Genomic DNA, 17917 nt, shown 5'->3' with positions numbered 1-17917 from the left:
CTGGCTGAGAAGGAGAGAGAGAAAAATTGAAGAAGAACGTACTTATCATTGGTGCAGGAGGTGTCGCCAAGGTGGTGGCCCACAAGTGCGCGCAGCACAACGACGAGCTCGGTCGTATTGCTATCGCGTCGCGCAACATCTCCAAATGCCAGGCCATCATCGACAGCGTAAAGGCCAAGGGCAGCCTCAAACAGCCCGCTGAAATCAAGGCATTCACCCTCAATGCCCTGGACGTCGAGGCGACCAAGACGCTGATTCGCGAAACCGAATCGCAGATCGTCATCAACGTCGGTTCCGCTTTCCTCAACATGTCGGTGCTGCGTGCTTGCATCGATACCGGCGCGGCCTACCTGGACACCGCCATCCACGAAGAGCCAGGCAAGATCTGCGAGACGCCACCCTGGTATGGCAACTACGAGTGGAAGCACCTCGAGGAATGCCAGCAGAAGAACGTCACCGCCATCCTCGGCGTGGGCTTCGACCCGGGGGTGGTCAATGCCTACGCGGCACTGGCCCAACAACAGTATTTCGACAGCATTGATTCGATCGATATTCTCGACGTCAATGCCGGTTCCCATGGCAAATATTTCGCCACCAATTTCGATCCGGAAATCAATTTCCGCGAGTTCACCGGGCAGGTGTGGAGCTGGCAGGACAGCCAGTGGACCAGCAACACCATGTTCGAAGTCAAGCGCACCGACGACCTGCCGGTAGTCGGTTCGCAGAACCTGTACCTGACCGGTCACGATGAAGTGCACTCGCTGTCGAAGAACCTCGGCGTGCCCAACGTACGTTTCTGGATGAGCTTCGGCGAGCACTACATCAATGTGTTCACCGTGCTCAAGAACCTCGGCCTGCTCTCCGAGCAACCGGTCAAGACCGCCGAAGGCCTGGAAGTCGTGCCGCTCAAGGTGGTCAAGGCCGTGCTGCCTGATCCGAGCTCGCTGGCGCCTGGCTACACGGGCAAGACTTGCATCGGTGACCTGGTCAAGGGCACCAAGGATGGCCAACCGCGCGAAGTGTTCATCTACAACGTTGCGGACCACGAGCAAGCTTTTGCCGAAACCGACAGCCAGGGCATTTCCTATACCGCTGGCGTACCACCGGTGGCTGCAGCCCTGCTGGTAGCCCGTGGCGAGTGGGACGTGCAGCGCATGGTCAACGTCGAGGAGCTGCCAGCCGAGGCATTCCTCAAGGCGCTGGACGTGATGGGCCTGCCGACCCGCATCAAGGACGAGCACGGCGATCGTGCGTGGGACTGCAACGCCTGAGGATAGGGACTTTGTGGGAGCGAGCCTGCTCGCGATGGACTGAAGAGCGCTGCGTTTATTCAGTAAACCAGCGTCATCGTCAACGACCATCGCGAGCAGGCTCGCTCCCACATTGGATCAACTGCGCAGATTCGATCAGTGGCGATCCAGCCACACCGTCTGTGCATTGCAGAATTCGCGTACGCCGAAGTGCGAAAGCTCACGGCCGAACCCGCTTTTCTTCACGCCACCGAAGGTCACGCGCGGGTCACTGGCGCAGTAGCCATTGATGAAGACCCCACCGGTTTCCAGTTCGCTGGCCATCTGCTGTGCCTGCTCGACATTGCCGGTATAGACGGTAGCCGCCAGACCGAACTCACTGTCGTTTGCCAGTTCCAGCGCATGCGCTGCGTCACGAGCGGTGATGATCGAAGCGACCGGTCCAAACAGCTCCTGTTTGAATGAAGTCATCTGTTCAGTGACACCCGCCAGCACCGTAGGCTCATAGAAGTTGCCCGGGCCTTGGGCTTTCTTGCCGCCCAGCAACAAGGTCGCGCCTTCCTCCAGGGTGTCGCGCACCTGTTGATCCAGTTCATCGCGCAGATCGAAGCGGGCCATCGGGCCGATGTACGTCTCGGCGGACAGTGGTTCACCGACCACCAGTTTACGCGTGGCGTCGACAAAGCGCCGGGTGAATTCCTCGACTATGCCTTGCTCGACAATCAGCCGCTTGGCGGCTGCACAGACTTGCCCGGTGTTCTGGTAGCGACCGATCACGGCGGCTTTGACGGCGTCGTCGAGGTTGGCGTCATTGAGCACGATGAATGGATCGGAACCGCCCAGTTCCAGCACGCACTTCTTCAGTGCCGCCCCCGCCTGGGCGCCGATAGCCATGCCGGCTCGCACACTGCCGGTCAAGGTGACGGCGGCGATGCGTGGGTCGGCGATCGCCTTGGAAACGCCGTCCGGCGTGACGTTGATAACCTCGAAGACGCCTTCGGCGAAGCCCGCCTGCTTGAAGGCGTCCAACAGCAAGTAGGCACTGCCCATTACATTGGGCGCGTGCTTGAGCACATAGGTATTGCCGGCCAGCAGGGTCGGGACCGCACCGCGCAGCACTTGCCAGACCGGGAAGTTCCACGGCATGACCGCGAGGATCGGGCCCAGCGGGCGATATTCGATGCGCGCCTTGTTGCCTTCGACCAGCGTGGGTTCAGCGCTGAGCATGGCCGGCCCGTGTTCGGCATACCAGTCGCAGAGCTGCGCACATTTTTCGATTTCACCGCGGGCCTGGGCGATCGGCTTGCCCATTTCCAGGGTAATCATGGTGGCCATGGCCTGGGCGTTGTCGCGCAATGCCTGGCCAAGGGCAATCAATCGTTGCACGCGTTGTGCAACCGGCTCGCGGCGCCAGGCGCGGAACCCGTTGGCGGAACGCGACAGGGCGGCGTCCATTGCCGCTGCGGATTCGAAAGGATAGTGGCCGATCTGTTCACCGGTCGCCGGGTTGATCGAAATGGCGTGGGTAAGGCTGGATATGTGGGTCATGGCACCGTCCTGCGGGGTAAGAATGGGCTCAGGTTACGGTGCTGTATGTTTTCTTGAAACTGAATAATAATGAGCGTCTTGTTCACGTTTGGAGAATGAATTGGACCTGGTTCAGCTCGAGATTTTCAAGGCTGTCGCCGAGCACGGCAGCATCAGCGTCGCCGCGCAGCACATCCATCGGGTGCCTTCGAACCTGACCACGCGGATCAAGCAACTTGAGCAGGATCTGGGCGTCGACCTGTTCATCCGCGAAAAAAGCCGCCTGCGCCTGTCGCCAGCCGGCTGGAGCTTCCTCGACTACGCCCGACGGATTCTCGACCTGGTCCAGGAGGCCCGCGCCACGGTGGCCGGCGAAGAACCCCAGGGTACATTTCCCCTGGGATCGCTGGAGAGCACCGCAGCGGTGCGGATTCCCGAGCTGTTGGCGGCTTATAACCAGCAGTACGCCAAGGTCGAGCTTGACCTGTCCACCGGACCTTCCGGGACCATGATCGACGGGGTGCTGGCGGGCCGCCTGACCGCCGCGTTTGTCGATGGCCCGGTGCTGCACCCGGCGCTGGAAGGCGTACCGGCATTCGAAGAAGAAATGGTGCTGATTGCGCCGCTCAACCACAGCCCGATCCATCGCGCTCAGGACGTGAACGGCGAAAATATCTACGCCTTCCGCTCCAACTGCTCCTACCGCCATCACTTCGAAAGCTGGTTCGCCAACGACGCGGCAGTGCCGGGCAAGATCTTCGAAATGGAGTCCTACCACGGCATGCTCGCCTGCGTCAGCGCCGGTGCCGGCCTGGCCCTGATGCCGCGCAGCATGCTGCAGAGCATGCCCGGCTGCAGCACGGTCAGCGTCTGGCCGTTGTCCGAATCCTTCCGCTACTTGCGCACCTGGCTGGTATGGCGCAGGGGCACGGTGTCGCAGAGCCTGACCATGTTCGTGCGCTTGCTGGAGGAGCGGTGTGAAGCAATGAATTAGTCAAATGGAGGGGAGGGCACGTCGAGGCGCATTCTCAAAAAAATTTGACATATGTTATTTGTGATCACATATTGGGCCCATAAGAACGTCCAATGTGAGCCATTACTCATGACAGATCATCCGATCCTCCTGCCCACCATGCGCCAGGTGTCCCGCGATACCCTGCAGGATCAGGTCTACCGCCAGATCCGCGAAGCGCTGATGAGCGGCCGCTTCCAGCCAGGCCAGAAACTGACCATCCGCGGTCTTGCCGAGGCGCTCGGCTCCAGCCCGATGCCGGTGCGGGAAGCACTGAACCGCCTGAGTGCGGAAAACGCCTTCGAAGTCACCGAAACGTCCCGCCTGCGTGTACGCATGATGACCCCCGAACGCCTGCGCGAGATCCGCGATGCCCGGGTTGCGCTCGAAGGCCTGCTGGCCGAGAAAGCGGTCATCCTGCTCAACGACGCCGACCTCAAGGACATCAGCCACCTGTGCGACCAGATGCAGCAAGCCGCCGACAGTGTCGATGTGGCCCGTTACCTGTGGACCAACTTTGCCTTCCACCGACGCATCTATGCGGTTGCCAAAGCCGACCTGACTATCGCGGCAGTGGAGAATTTCTGGCTGCACATGGGCCCCTGCTTTGCGCTGGTAGCACCTGACAAGGCGCACCTGCAGCGCTCGATGGAAGCGCACAACCGCATCGTCGAGGCCCTGGCCGCCCGTGATGGGGCTGCAGCCCGGGCGGCGGTCACCGACGACATCATGCAGGCTGCCGACTCCCTGTCGCGCCTGATCGTCAAGAGCGACCGTTCACGGTCGCCTGTCTCTGGAGTAAAAAAGGCATGAGCGTTCTCGACCGACTGATTCCCTACACCGGCCTGCGTGTTCTGATCTCCGGCGGTGCTGCCGGGATCGGCGAAGTGTTGGCGGCGGCCTACATGGAAGCCGGCGCCAAGGTGCATGTGTGCGATGTAAGCGAAGCGGCCCTTGCCGCGTTCCGCGACCGTTATCCGGACAGCGTCGCCACCCGCGCGGACGTGGGTGACCCGGCGCAGATCGAAGCGGTGTTCAAGGTTCAGCTCGAACATTTCGGTGGCCTCGATGTCCTGGTCAACAACGCCGGGATCGCCGGACCGACTGCCGGAATCGATGCGATCACAGACGAAGAATGGCAGCGCACCATCGACATCAACCTCACTGGCCAGTACCGCTTTGCCCACCACGCCGTGCCGCTGCTCAAGGCGTCACCCAACGCGCACCTGATCCACATCGCCTCGGTGGCCGGCCGCCTGGGTTACGCCTGGCGCACGCCGTACGCGGCGACCAAATGGGCGATCATCGGCCTGATGAAATCCCTGGCATCGGAGCTTGGCGAAAGCGACATCCGCGTCAACGCCTTGCTGCCCGGCATCGTCGAAGGCCCACGCATGGACGGTGTGATTCGTGCCCGCGCTGAACAGATGAACGTGCCTGAAGCCGAGATGCGCGAGGAGTACCTGAAAAAGATCTCGCTCAAACGCATGGTGACTGCCGAGGACGTTGCCGCGATGGCGCTGTTCCTGTGTTCACCGGCCGCACGCAACGTGACCGGCCAGGCCATCAGCGTGGATGGCAACGTCGAGTACCTCTAGGCGCCTCGACCCCCGATCGCAACAACGGCCGGACAACCAGTCCGCGTCGAGTGACCCCGATAACTTTCTCGCCAAGAACAAGAACGGAGAATACTCATGTCCAAAAAACGCCCGATCATCATTACCTGCGCAGTCACCGGTGCTATCCATACGCCGTCGATGTCGCCACACTTGCCGATCACGCCGCAGGAAATCGCCGACGCCGCCATCGGTGCCGCCGAGGCGGGCGCATCGATTGTCCACCTGCATGCGCGCGATCCCATCGATGGCCGGCCCAGCCAGGATGTCGACCTGTTCCGTCAGTTCCTGCCGCAAATCAAGGCCAAGAGTGACGTGGTGATCAACATTACCACCGGCGGCGCGCCAACCATGGGCGTGGAAGAACGCCTGCAGCCCGTGGCGCAGCTCAAGCCAGAGCTGGCGTCGTTGAACATGGGCTCGATGAACTTCGGCCTGTACGAAATGCTCGACCGTTTCACCGAGTTCAAGCACGACTGGGAGCGGCCGTACCTGGCCGAGAGTGACGACCGGATCTTCCGCAATACCTTCCGCGACATCGCCCACATCCTCAATGCCTGCGCCGAGAACCGTACCCGTTTTGAAATTGAATGCTACGACATTGGCCACCTGTACACCGCCGCGCACTTCCTGGAGCGCGGGTTGCTCAAGGCGCCGATCTTCATTCAGTCGGTGTTCGGCCTGCGCGGCGGCATCGGTGGCCATCCTGAAGACCTGGCGCACATGCGCCGCACGGCCGACCGTCTGTTTGGCGATGCTTACCAATGGTCGATCCTGGGCGCCGGTCGCAACCAGATTCCGCTGGGCACCATGGGCCTGTCGATGGGCAGCCATGTGCGGGTCGGCATTGAGGATTCGCTGTGGGACGGACCGGGCAAACTGGCGGCGTCCAATGCGGATCAGGTCAAGCGCATTCGCACGGTGATCGAAGCCTTGGGCGGGCGCGTGGCGACCCCGGATGAGGCACGGGAAATGCTCGATCTCAAGGGCAAGGACCAGGTCGATTTTTAATATCGCCGCTCTCTGGCTCGGCCTCCATGTCTCGAGCGTCCGCGTTCGAGACTGGCTCATGACAACTCGAAAAGGTTAGTCCGATGACAATAATAAATAAAACCGACGCGCTTTCCGAACCCCGCGATCCGGCGACGCTGAACAAGTTGATGTTCGTCAAACTGATGCCGTTGTTGATAGCGGCGTACGTGCTGAGCTTTCTTGACCGCACCAACATCGCGTTGGCCAAGCATCACCTGGATGTCGACCTGGGCATTTCCGCTGCGGCCTACGGGTTGGGCGCCGGGTTGTTCTTCCTGACCTACGCACTGTCGGAAGTACCCAGCAACCTGATCATGCACAAGGTCGGCGCGCGATTCTGGATTGCACGCATCATGGTCACCTGGGGCCTGCTCTCCGCGGCGATGGCTTTTGTCCAGGGCGAAACGTCGTTCTACGTGCTGCGCCTGTTGCTGGGCATCGCCGAAGCGGGCCTGTTCCCCGGCGTCATGCTGTACCTGACGTACTGGTTTGGCCGGGAGCAACGCGCCCGGGCGACCGGTTACTTCCTGTTGGGTGTGTGTTTTGCCAACATCATCGGCGGGCCATTGGGTGCGGTGCTCATGCAACTGGACGGTGTCTGGGGCTGGCGCGGCTGGCAGTGGATGTTCATGCTCGAAGGCTTGCCGGCCGTGTTCTTCGCCATGGTGGTCTGGAAAAAATTGCCCGATCGTCCAAGCAAGGCGCCTTGGCTGACTGCCACCGAAGCCGAGCAGATCGAGCAGCGCCTGGCAGCTGAGTCGGAGGAGGGCGCAGGCAAAGGTGGCCACTCGTTCAAACAATGCCTCACCCCGCAGATCCTGTTGGCGATCCTGGTCTACTTCTGCCACCAGATCACGATCTACACGGTGATCTTTTTCCTGCCCGGGATCATCGGCAAATACGGCGACCTGAGTACTTTGCAGGTTGGGTTGCTGACTTCCCTGCCTTGGTTGGCGGCGGCGGTGGGCGCCATTGCACTGCCCCGATACGCCTCCACGCCAGCGCGCTCCCGACAAATGCTGGTAGCGGGCTTGCTGACCATGGCCGCGGGACTGGCGATCGCTTCGCTGGCGGGGCCTGTGATCAGCCTGCTGGGCTTCTGCATCTCGGCGGTGATGTTCTTCGTCGTGCAGTCGATCATCTTTCTCTACCCCGCTTCGCGACTCAAGGGCGCAGCGCTCGCCGGAGGATTGGGGTTCGTTAACTCGTGCGGCCTGCTGGGCGGTTTTGTCGGCCCCTCGGTCATGGGATTGATCGAGCAAAGCACGGGCAATGCCATGAATGGCATGAAAATCGTGGCGATTATCCTGGTCGTCGCGGCATTGGCTGCGTTGCGTTTGCGCCAGGGCCATGAGCAACAGCTGGGCAAACAACGGCTGCAAGGCCGGCGTCAGCCTGTGTGAGTGCGCGCTGATAAAAAGGCTCCGCAACAGGGTGGGAAGGATATTTGCTACCTCCCCACCCTAGTTTTCCTCGATGTTATCAATGTGCTTGAAACGTTCGATCAGAAAGTCGATCAGGCAGCGCACTCTCGCTGACAAATGCAGCTGTTGCGGATAGACCGCGTACACGTCGGCGCGGGTAGGGGTCTGGTCTTCCAGCACCAGGCGCAAGCGGCCGCTGCGTACATAGCGGGCGATGTCCCATTCGGCCCGCAGCAATATGCCGAAGCCATCCAGCGCCCAGTTCAGCGCCACCTCGCCATCGTTGCAACCCAAGGCGCCATGCACCTTGATGTTTTCCTTGCGCCCGCCGTTGTTGAAGCTCCAGACCCCATAGGGTGATTCGTTCTGGCGGATGAAAATGCAGTTGTGATCCTGCAACTCGGCAAGCTTTCCTGGTGTGCCGTATTTGTCCAGGTAGAGCGGTGAGGCACACAACAGGCGACGGTTGGAGGCGATCTTGCGCGCATGGAAGGCGGCGTCTGGCAGGGTGCCGAAACGTATGCCCAAATCAAATCCGTGAGTCGCCAAGTCAAGTGGGTGGTCGCTGATTTCCAGCTGTATTTCCACCTCCGGGTATTGGGCGAAGAACGCCGCCAGGGCAGGGCCGATATAGCGCCGGCCAAAGCCCAGGGAGGCATTGACCCGGATCAGCCCCTTGGGGGTGGCGCGGCTGCTGCTGACCAACTGCTCAAGCTCGTTGATCTGGGTGAGGATCCGTGCGGCGTGGGAGAAATACAGCTCGCCTTCCGACGTCAGGCTCATCGACCGCGTGGTGCGATTGACCAGGCGTGTGCCGAGCCGTGCTTCCAGGGCGGTCAGGCGTTTGCTCACTGCCGGTGGCGTCACGCCCAGCTCTCGGGCCGTGGCTGCCAGGCTGCCTTTGTTGGCCAGCAGGTAGAAAAAAGACAAATCCAGGGTCTGGTCCATTCGTAACTCAAATTCATCTATGTAGTTATTTTGGGTAACTCACGCTCATTTACTCACTACATATACTCCGCTCACCCCCTGATTGAACACCCCGTTCAGCAGGCACAACAAAAACGTGACGAGAGTGGAGTTAACGATGAGCGCATACAAAATTGCTGCGGTTCCAGGTGACGGTATCGGTGTGGAAGTGATCGCCGCGGGTGTCGAGGTGCTGCAGGCCCTGTCGAAAAAGTCCGGCTTCGAACTGGATTTCAAACACTTCGACTGGAACTCGGACAACTACCTGAAAAACGGTTACTACATCCCGGAAGGCGGGCTGGAAGAACTGAAAACCTTCGACGCGATTTTCTTCGGCGCCGTCGGTGCGCTCAACGTACCTGACCATATTTCCCTGTGGGGCTTGCGCCTGCCGATCTGCCAGGGCTTCGACCAATACGCCAACGTGCGTCCGGCGCGCGTGCTGCCCGGGGTGAAAAGCCCGCTGCACAACGGCGACCAGATCGACTGGGTGGTGGTGCGGGAAAACTCCGAAGGCGAATATTCCGGCAACGGCGGTCGCGTGCACCGGGGCTTGCCGGAAGAAGTCGCCACCGAGGTGTCGGTATTCACCCGTGCCGGGGTGGAGCGCATTCACCGCTTTGCTTTCGAGCTGGCGCAGAGCCGTCCGCGCAAGCACCTGACCATGGTCACCAAGTCCAACGCTCAGCGTCATGGCATGGTGTTGTGGGACGAGATTTTCTTTGAGGTCGCCAAGGACTTCCCTGACGTGAAGATCGACAAGGAACTGGTCGACGCGGTAACCACGCGCATGGTGCTCAAGCCATCGACACTGGATGTGATCGTCGCCACCAACCTGCACGCCGATATCCTCTCCGACCTGGCCGCCGCGCTGTCCGGCAGTTTGGGTATCGCGCCGACCGCCAACCTCAACCCGTCGCGCAGATTTCCTTCGATGTTCGAACCGATCCACGGCTCGGCCTTCGACATCACCGGCAAGGGTGTCGCCAACCCGATCGCGACATTCTGGACAGCGGCGATGATGCTCGAACACCTCGGTGAGCCAGCCGCGGCCAAGCTGTTGATGTCGGCCATCGAAGCCGTGACTGAAAGCGGCCTGCATACCCCGGATCTGGGCGGTAACGCCACCACCCGGCAGATCACCGAGGCCATCATCGCCTTGATCAACCGCTGATAGTTTCCAGCGATTCAAACGAGTACTGCGGCACAACGCCGAGGGGCGGATCACCGATCCGGCTCCTTGGCATTTCCTGACAACAATAAAAAATCAGGGCCCTGTCATGAAAAGAATATTTGGCAAACTCTACGTACAAGTGCTCATCGCCGTCATTCTCGGCGCGATCGTCGGGGTGTTCATGCCCGAGACCGGTACTGCGCTCAAGCCCTTGGGCGACGCGTTCATCAAGCTGATCAAGATGCTCCTGGCCCCGGTGATCTTCCTGACCGTGGTCACCGGCATCGCCAAGATGGAGAACATGAAGGAACTGGGGCGCGTCGGGTTTCGCGCGTTGATTTACTTCGAAGTGGTTTCCACCCTGGCTTTGGTGGTCGGCCTGGTGGTGGTGGATGTCTTCAAGCCTGGTGCCGGCATGAACATCGATGTCGCCACGCTCGACACTTCAAGCCTCGCCACCTACACCTCCGCGGTCAAGCATGCATCGTTCATGGACTTCATCATGAACATCATCCCCGACACCATCGTCGACGCCTTTGCCAAGGGCAATGTCCTGCAGATCCTGTTGTTTTCGATACTGCTCGGTGTAGCGCTGGCGTATGTGGGGCCACGTGGCAAGGTATTTGTCGACACGCTCGATAGCCTGATGCAGGGCATGTTCCGCATCGTCAACATGGTCATGCGCCTGGCCCCGATCGGTGCATTCGGTGCCATCGCATTCACCATCGGCAAGTACGGCTTCGGCTCGCTGTTCTCCCTTGGCAAACTGATGGCCTGCGTCTACCTGACCTGCGCGGTATTCGTGATCTTTGTCCTGGGGCCGATCTGCCGCTACAGCGGTTTCAGCCTGTGGAAGTTCCTGAAGTTCATCAAGGAAGAGCTGTTTACCGTGCTCGGCACCAGCTCTTCGGAATCGGTGTTGCCGCAGATGATTGCCAAGATGGAAAAGGCCGGCGTTTCCAAGCCCGTGGCCGGGATGATCATCCCCTCGGGCTTGACCTTCAACCCCGACGGCCAGGCGATTTACTACACCATTGCCGCAATCTTCATTGCCCAGGCGACCAACACGCCACTGACCCTGACCGATCAGTTGATCGTGCTGGCGGTGTTGATGTTCACCTCCAAGGGCTCGGCGGGCGTCACCGGCTCCGGCTTCATCATTCTGGCGGCAACGCTTTCGTCCCTGGGCACCATTCCTGTGGCGGGCATGGTGCTGCTGCTGGGGGTCGACCGATTCATGTCGGAAGCGCGTGCGATCACCAACACCATCGGCAATGGCGTGGGCACCATGGCGATCGCCAAATGGGTCGGAGCGCTGGATACGGTAAAAATGCACAAGGCCCTCGATGGCGACGCCGAAGACAAAGTGCCCGAGGCCGTGCCGCCAGAGAGTGCCGCCGTGGCGCCCTCGTTAGCCATCAACCCTTTGCGAGGGAATTTGCAGAAAACCACGAGGGCCTGAGGGGGCAGGGCGCTGAAGGTCGAAGTTCAGCGCCCTGGCAGTTTTTTGTCATCTTCAGACTTCGTTAAGAAATCCCTTAGATACTTCTCCCAACTGATCCGGGGGAGGTGTTTTCCAATGTCCGAATTCAACTGGAATGTGCAGTTGCCGCTGTATTTCGGCCAAGCCGAAACACCGCCAATGAGTCTCCTCAGGGCTTTGCCCGGCGACGAGCAGCGGAGCGTCTTCGAAAGCTTCATCCAGCAACGTTTTCGCAAGGCCCACGGCGCCGACATCCGTCATTTCATGCCAGAGCTGTTTGGCATGAACGATGCTTGCGGTACCTTGTGCGCAGTGGCTGGCGTGCGACTGGCAGGCGCACACCCGTTGTTTCTGGAGGGTTATCTGGACGAGCCGATCGATCCGCTGATCAGTGCCACGGCGGACCGCACCGTGGAGCGATCCGCCATCGTCGAAGTCGGTAATCTGGCGGCCGCCGATACAGGCAGCGCGCGCATGAGCATCATCGCGTTGACCTACGTGCTGGCCATGGGTGGCCTGGAGTGGGTGGCGTTCACCGGCAATATTGGCCTGGTGAACAGCTTCCATCGCCTGGGTTTGAAGCCGGTGACACTGTGTGCCGCCGATCCTGCGCGCTTGGGCGAGGAGCGCCATGCCTGGGGCAGTTACTACGAAAGCAAACCCTGGGTCCACGTTGGCAATATCCGCAGTGGGTTCATTCATTTACGCAACATAGGTCTGTTCAGTCGACTGGGTTTGCCTTCGTCCATCGAGGGGTGTTGCCATGTCGCCTGAAGTGGAGCGTTTCAAACGGACACTGCGCGATCATGCCGCCCGCAAGGGCGATGACATTGCCTTGTGGGGCGATCAGTTGAAACTGGACTACGCCACCCTGTACGCCGAAGTGATCGAGCGCCAGCAACGACTGCGCGATGAACACATCAAGGTGCTCGCCCTGGCGTTGGACAACGGTGTCGAGGCGATGCTCTGGGACCTGGCCGCGTTGTTCGAAGGCTTGACGTGTGTCGCGTTACCGCCTTTCTTCAGCCCGGCGCAGCGCAGTCATTGCCTGGAACAGAGCCAGGCCGAAATAGTGATCGCTGAGCCGCACCAGACAGCCGAACTGCAAGCAGGCGGCTATGAAAAATCCGGCGAGTTCTGGCGCCGTACCTTCAGTGGCTCGAACCGGATGCCCGAAGGCACCGCCAAACTGACGTTTACCTCCGGCACCACGGGGACACCCAAAGGCGTGTGCCTGAGTGCCGACAGCATTCTGCAAGTCGCCCGCGAACTGGATCAGGCCAGTCGAAGCTGCCATCCGCAGCATCATCTGGCGCTGTTGCCGCTCGCCATTTTGCTGGAGAACATCGGTTGTTATGCCGCGTTGTATGCCGGCGCGACCTTGAGCCTGCCCAGCCAGAAAACCCTCGGGATCCAGGGGGCCAGTGGCGTGGATGTGCCGCAACTGCTGGCGTGCCTGGCGAAACGATCGCCCCAGAGCCTGATCCTGGTGCCGCAGTTGCTGCTGATGCTGGTCAGCGCGGCCGAGCAGAAAGCCTTCGACCCGCAGCACCTGCGTTTTGCCGCCGTGGGTGGCGCCCGGGTTTGCGAAGATCTGTTGCATCGAGCCCAACGTGCAGGCGTGCCGGCTTACGAGGGGTACGGATTGTCGGAATGTGCGTCGGTGGTGTGCCTCAATACACCGCAAGCCTGCCGTCCTGGCAGTGTCGGCCGCCCCTTGCCCCATGTGCAGGTTCGCCTGGCCGACGACGGCGAAGTGCTGATCAAGGGCTCGACCCTGCTGGGTTACCTGGGGGAGGCGCCGCATGCTGATGAGTGGTGGCCCAGCGGTGACCTCGGTGAGTTCGACGAGGAGGGATTCCTCTACCTCAAGGGCCGCAAGAAACATCAGTTCGTCACCAGTTTCGGGCGCAACGTCAACCCCGAGTGGGTCGAAGCCGAACTGACCCAGCGCCGTCATATCGCCCAGGCCTTCGTCCATGGCGAAGCCCTGCCGGGCAACCATGCATTGCTCTGGCCGCACCGTGCGGACTGCACGGACGAGCAATTGGCCGCCGCCGTGGCCGAGGCCAACGAGGCCTTGCCCGATTACGCCCGGGTCCAGCACTGGACCCGTCTGGAACAACCCTTCACCGTTACAAATGGCCTGCTGACAGCCAACGGTCGACCACGCCGCGACGCCATCGTCGAGCGATACCGGGCGCAGCTGACTGAGTCGGTACTATTCGAGGAACCCGCATCATGAGCTTTTTCGACACCCTGCAAGAGGCCACCCACCAGGAGCGCAGTACGCTGTTCAATCTGCCGATCATCGTCGATGCCCTCGAAGGCAAGGTCAGCCTGGAGAGCTACCGGGCCTTTCTGGCCCAGGCTTACTACCACGTGCGCCATACCGTGCCGTTGATGATGGCCTGCGGTGCACGCCTGCCGTCACGCCTGGAGTGGCTGCGCGAAGCCGTGTGCGAGTACATCGAGGATGAATACGGCCACGAACAATGGGTACTCGATGACATTCAGGCCTGTGGCGGCGACAAGGAGGCGGTGCGCGGCGGCCAGCCGTCGTTGGCCATCGAGCTGATGGTCAGCTTTCTTTACGACCTGATTGCCCGGGGCAACCCGGTGGGGCTGTTCGGCATGGTCAATGTGCTGGAAGGCACCAGCATCGCCCTGGCCACCCATGCCGCTGGCAGCATTCGCGAACGTCTGGCCCTGCCGCAAAGCGCTTTCAGCTACCTCGATTCCCATGGATCGCTAGACATCGAGCACATGCAGACCTACCGCCGACTGATGAACAAACTGGACGACCCTGGCGATCAGGCCGCTGTCATTCACGCCTCCAAAGTGGTTTACCGGCTTTACGCCGACATGTTCCGTGGCCTGCCACGCGACGGGGAGAACCCGCATGCGCCTGTCTGAGACTCGCGTGGTACTGACCGGTGCCAGCGGCGGCATTGGCCTGGCGATCACCACCGCCCTGTGCGCCAGTGGCGCCACGGTGCTGGCCGTGGCCCGACATCGGGAGGCGCTGGAGCCCTTGCTCGAACGCTACCGGGAAAGGCTGTTCTGGGTGGGCGCCGACCTGACATTGCAGGCCGACCGGCGCAAGGTGCTGGCCGCCGCCGAAGTCCTGGGCGGGATCAACCTGCTGATCAATGCGGCCGGGGTCAACCACTTCGCCATGCTCGAACAGCTCGAGGACAGCGAAATAAACGCGATGCTGGCGGTGAACATCAGCGCGCCAATCTGCCTGACCAAAACCTTGCTGCCACTGCTCAAGCAGGCGGACAGCGCCATGGTGGTGAACGTCGGCTCGACCTATGGCTCGATTGGCTATGCCGGTTACGCCAGTTATTGCGCGAGCAAATTCGCCCTGCGCGGGTTTTCCGAAGCCCTGCGCCGGGAATTGGCGGACACCCGGGTCGGTGTGTTGTACGTCGCACCGCGCGCCACCCATACAAGCATGAACAGCCCGGCGGCGCAGGCCTTGAATGACGCACTCAAATCCAGCGTCGACGACCCGCAAACCGTCGCCTCGGCGGTCATCCACGCCATTGCCGGCGACCGCCGCGACCTGTATCTGGGCTGGCCGGAGCGATTCTTCGTGCGCCTCAACAGCCTGTTGCCCAACCTGGTGGATCGGGGTCTGCGCAAGCAATTGCCGCTGATTCGCCGCCTGAGTCAAAAGCCAGACAACGAGAACCTCGAGCCATGAAAAAATTTGCCGCGTATTTACTGTTGGGCGCCTTGAGCCAGAGCGTCTGGGCCCTGGACGCCGCCGACCAGCAACGTCTCAATGGCATCCAGCAGAGCTGGGCGCACATTCAGTACGAGTTGCCAGAGGAGCAACGCACCGCCGCCTTCGAAAAGCTCGCCACCCAGGCGGCAGCGTTTACCCAGGAGCGCCAATCGGTGGCTGAGGCCTGGATCTGGTCCGGCATCGTCACCAGCAGTTGGGCCGGCGCCCAAGGGGGGCTCGGAGCCCTTGGCAAGGTCAAGGACGCGAAGCAATATCTGGAAAAAGCCCTGACCCTGGACCCCAAGGCCTTGCAAGGTTCGGCCTACACCAGCCTCGGCGCGTTGTATGATCGTGTGCCTGGCTGGCCTATCGGTTTCGGTGACTCGGACAAAGCCGAGCAATTGCTCAAGGTCGCTTTGCAGATGAACCCCAATGGCATCGACAGCCTGTACTTTTGGGGTGATCACCTCTACCGTCAAAAGCGCTACGCTGAGGCCAAGGCAGCGTTGCAAAAGGCCCTGTTGGCCGCCCCTCGGCCCGGGCGGGAAACCGCCGATGCCGGGCGTCGCAAAGAGATCGAAACACTGCTGGTGGATGTGAACAAGAAACTCGGCTGACAGGAGTCCGCGTGCGTTTACTACTGATTGAAGATGACGTGGCCCTCGGTGCAGGCATTCATCAAGCCCTTGAGCGCGAAGGCTATACCGTCGACTGGTTGCGCGATGGCAGCAGCGCCTTGCATGCATTGCTCAGCGAAACCTTTGACCTGGCATTGCTTGACCTTGGCCTGCCGCGCATGGACGGGCTCGAAGTGCTGCGGCGCCTGCGCGACAGTGGTTCGAACCTGCCAGTGCTGATTCTCACGGCCCGGGATGCCACCGAAGACCGCATAGCCGGGCTCGACGCCGGGGCTGACGATTACCTGATCAAACCTTTCGATTTGGCCGAACTCAAGGCGCGCCTGCGGGCGCTGTTGCGGCGCAGTGCCGGGCGCGCACAGGCGTTGATCGAGCACGCTGGCATCCGGCTCAACCCTGGCACCCAGCAAGTCAGTTACCAGGGCGAACCGGTGGCGCTCACGCCCAAGGAGTATCAACTGTTGCATGAACTCCTTTCGCCCCCGGGCCGGATCATGACCCGCGACCATTTGATGCAGTTGCTCTACGGCTGGAACGAAGAGGCTGAAAGCAACACCCTGGAAGTGCACATCCATCACCTGCGCAAGAAATTCTCCACCGACCTGATCCGTACCGTTCGCGGCGTCGGTTATCTGGTGGAGGAGCGTCGGTGACGTCGATCCGCCGTCGTACCCTGACGTTGATCATTGGCCTGATGCTCGTGGGCCTGGGTGTGATCAGCGCCTTGAACCTGCACGATAGCCAACACGAAATTGCCGAAGTCTACGACGCCCAACTCGCGCAAAATGCGCGATTGCTGCAAGGCGTGTTCCGCATGCCACTGGCCAGCAAGGAACACGCCGAGTTGTACCAGGCGTTCAATGAATCCCTGGGCGAAGCGGTGCCCAGGGGAGACGGACATCCCTATGAAAGAAAAATTGCCTTCCAGGTCTGGAATCCCCACGGCGAAGTGCTGGTGCACACCGCCAGCGCTCCCTCTTTCACTGCTGTCCCCACCACACCCGGCTTTAGCGATGTGGTGGACCTGAATAACCGCCACTGGCGCGCGTTCCTGCTGGAAGACAAGCAGAATCACCTGCGGATCTGGGTCGGTGAGCGGGACGATGTGCGGGCGGACCTGGTCGACCGTATCGTGCGTCATACCCTTTGGCCTAATGTGTTGGGCAGCCTGTTGCTCGCGGTGATGGTCTGGCTGGCCATCGGCTGGGGTCTCAAGCCGCTGGCAAATATGGCGGCGACCCTGCGCGCACGGCACAGCGGATCATTGGAGCCTTTGCACCTGTCGCCACTGCCCAGCGAACTGGAGCCCATGCAAGCGGCGCTCAACCGCGTGCTCGCGCAGATTCAGGAAGTACTGGGGCGTGAACGACGGTTCATCGCAGACGCCGCCCACGAAATGCGTACGCCGCTGGCGGTGCTGAGGGTGCATGCCCAGAACTTGATGGAGGCGGGGAGCGAGGAGGAGCGCCGCACATCGCTGGAACACCTGATCGCTGGCGTGGACCGTACCAGCCGACTGGTCAACCAATTGCTCACGATGGCACGCATCGAACCCCAGGCAGCCATTCGGCCGCCGGAATACATTGACCTGGCGGCCACGGTTCGCGACAGCCTGATTCAGCTGACGCCCTGGTTGTTGGGCAAAAACCTGGAACTGGTGTTCGATGTCAGCGGCGACGTCAGCCAGGTCAGAGTCGATCCCGCTGCCATCGATATTGCATTGAACAATCTGGTGACCAATGCGGCGAACTTCTCGCCTGTGCACGGGGTGATCAGCGTAAGGCTGGCCGAAACAGAACAGGGCTATGAATTGTCCGTGGAGGACGAGGGGCCGGGGATCAATGAAGAGGACCGTGAGCGGCTGTTCGAACGATTCTACAGCCGGGCAAATGACCAGGGCGCAGGCTTGGGCCTGACCATCGTTCGGGCCATCGCGGATCGCCTGGGCGGGCAGGTCAAACTGGAGAATCGTTTAGAGGGAGGATTGCGCGCTTCGTTGGAAATTCGGCGTTTTTGACCTTGCCATGGACATGACGCAAAGTGCCCAGGTTACTCAGAA

Annotated in this window: 17 protein-coding genes; 15 read left to right on the top strand and 2 right to left on the bottom strand. The window is 61.0% G+C overall.

All coding sequences use genetic code 11. From position 1 onward, the window contains the following. Window positions 1-26 precede the first annotated feature (26 nt). A complete protein-coding gene (locus CGA21_RS09005; protein ID WP_020801089.1) occupies window positions 27-1271 on the top strand; it encodes a saccharopine dehydrogenase family protein in 1245 nt (414 codons plus the stop codon). Window positions 1272-1406: 135 nt separating this feature from the next. Here CGA21_RS09005 and CGA21_RS09000 read toward each other — a convergent pair whose 3' ends face one another. Beyond that, window positions 1407-2798, bottom strand: a complete 1392-nt coding sequence (locus tag CGA21_RS09000) for an aldehyde dehydrogenase family protein (RefSeq protein ID WP_188264034.1) — start codon at window positions 2796-2798, stop codon at window positions 1407-1409. A 100-nt stretch (window positions 2799-2898) separates the two neighbouring features. Between CGA21_RS09000 and ptrR the strand changes: the two genes are divergently transcribed. From ptrR to CGA21_RS08975, 5 genes are all read left to right on the top strand, one after another. Beyond that, a complete protein-coding gene (ptrR, locus tag CGA21_RS08995) occupies window positions 2899-3771 on the top strand; it encodes a putrescine utilization regulator PtrR (protein WP_188264033.1) in 873 nt (290 codons plus the stop codon). A 108-nt stretch (window positions 3772-3879) separates the two neighbouring features. Further along, the gene (locus CGA21_RS08990) at window positions 3880-4602 is read left to right on the top strand and encodes a GntR family transcriptional regulator (RefSeq protein ID WP_110751308.1); all 723 of its coding nucleotides are present in this window, start codon (window positions 3880-3882) and stop codon (window positions 4600-4602) included. Further along, window positions 4599-5387, top strand: a complete 789-nt coding sequence (locus CGA21_RS08985) for an SDR family oxidoreductase (RefSeq protein WP_188264032.1) — start codon at window positions 4599-4601, stop codon at window positions 5385-5387. Before CGA21_RS08990 ends, CGA21_RS08985 begins: the two co-directional genes overlap by 4 nt. A gap of 96 nt (window positions 5388-5483) precedes the next feature. After that, entirely contained in the window at window positions 5484-6416 is a 933-nt protein-coding gene (locus tag CGA21_RS08980) for a 3-keto-5-aminohexanoate cleavage protein (RefSeq protein ID WP_188264031.1), read from the top strand. Window positions 6417-6499: 83 nt separating this feature from the next. After that, window positions 6500-7840 carry an MFS transporter gene (locus tag CGA21_RS08975; RefSeq protein WP_110751313.1) on the top strand — a complete coding sequence of 447 codons (1341 nt, stop codon included), beginning with the start codon at window positions 6500-6502 and terminating at the stop codon, window positions 7838-7840. Between the two features lie 60 nt (window positions 7841-7900). On the opposite strand, the gene CGA21_RS08970 is transcribed toward CGA21_RS08975, so the two are convergent. Beyond that, window positions 7901-8809, bottom strand: a complete 909-nt coding sequence (locus tag CGA21_RS08970; protein ID WP_110751315.1) for a LysR family transcriptional regulator — start codon at window positions 8807-8809, stop codon at window positions 7901-7903. A gap of 136 nt (window positions 8810-8945) precedes the next feature. On the opposite strand from CGA21_RS08970, the gene CGA21_RS08965 reads away from it, so the two are divergent. The 9 genes from CGA21_RS08965 to CGA21_RS08925 all read left to right on the top strand — a co-directional run bounded on the left by CGA21_RS08965 (window position 8946) and on the right by CGA21_RS08925 (window position 17875). After that, window positions 8946-10001 carry a tartrate dehydrogenase gene (locus CGA21_RS08965; RefSeq protein WP_188264030.1) on the top strand — a complete coding sequence of 352 codons (1056 nt, stop codon included), beginning with the start codon at window positions 8946-8948 and terminating at the stop codon, window positions 9999-10001. A 106-nt stretch (window positions 10002-10107) separates the two neighbouring features. Next, a complete protein-coding gene (locus CGA21_RS08960) occupies window positions 10108-11463 on the top strand; it encodes a dicarboxylate/amino acid:cation symporter (protein ID WP_188264029.1) in 1356 nt (451 codons plus the stop codon). A 117-nt stretch (window positions 11464-11580) separates the two neighbouring features. After that, the gene (locus CGA21_RS08955) at window positions 11581-12258 is read left to right on the top strand and encodes a thermostable hemolysin (protein WP_188264028.1); all 678 of its coding nucleotides are present in this window, start codon (window positions 11581-11583) and stop codon (window positions 12256-12258) included. Continuing rightward, window positions 12248-13729: an AMP-binding protein gene (locus tag CGA21_RS08950; protein ID WP_188264027.1), complete on the top strand. Its 1482-nt coding sequence runs from the start codon at window positions 12248-12250 to the stop codon at window positions 13727-13729. Before CGA21_RS08955 ends, CGA21_RS08950 begins: the two co-directional genes overlap by 11 nt. Continuing rightward, a complete protein-coding gene (locus tag CGA21_RS08945; RefSeq protein ID WP_188264026.1) occupies window positions 13726-14400 on the top strand; it encodes a TenA family transcriptional regulator in 675 nt (224 codons plus the stop codon). The genes CGA21_RS08950 and CGA21_RS08945 overlap by 4 nt, the downstream gene beginning before the upstream one ends. Next, on the top strand, window positions 14387-15196 hold the full coding sequence (locus tag CGA21_RS08940) for an SDR family oxidoreductase (protein ID WP_110751325.1): 810 nt from the start codon (window positions 14387-14389) through the stop codon (window positions 15194-15196). Before CGA21_RS08945 ends, CGA21_RS08940 begins: the two co-directional genes overlap by 14 nt. Next, entirely contained in the window at window positions 15193-15837 is a 645-nt protein-coding gene (locus CGA21_RS08935) for a tetratricopeptide repeat protein (RefSeq protein WP_110751327.1), read from the top strand. Before CGA21_RS08940 ends, CGA21_RS08935 begins: the two co-directional genes overlap by 4 nt. 11 nt (window positions 15838-15848) lie before the next feature. Further along, window positions 15849-16511, top strand: a complete 663-nt coding sequence (locus CGA21_RS08930) for a response regulator (RefSeq protein WP_188264025.1) — start codon at window positions 15849-15851, stop codon at window positions 16509-16511. Continuing rightward, a complete protein-coding gene (locus CGA21_RS08925; RefSeq protein WP_188264024.1) occupies window positions 16508-17875 on the top strand; it encodes an ATP-binding protein in 1368 nt (455 codons plus the stop codon). Before CGA21_RS08930 ends, CGA21_RS08925 begins: the two co-directional genes overlap by 4 nt. The last annotated feature ends 42 nt before the right edge of the window (window positions 17876-17917 follow it).

Source organism: Pseudomonas sp. PSB11 (assembly GCF_014596605.1).
In the GTDB taxonomy this organism is placed as follows: Bacteria; Pseudomonadota; Gammaproteobacteria; order Pseudomonadales; family Pseudomonadaceae; genus Aquipseudomonas; species Aquipseudomonas umsongensis.
This window is presented reverse-complemented; position numbering and strand designations above follow the sequence as displayed.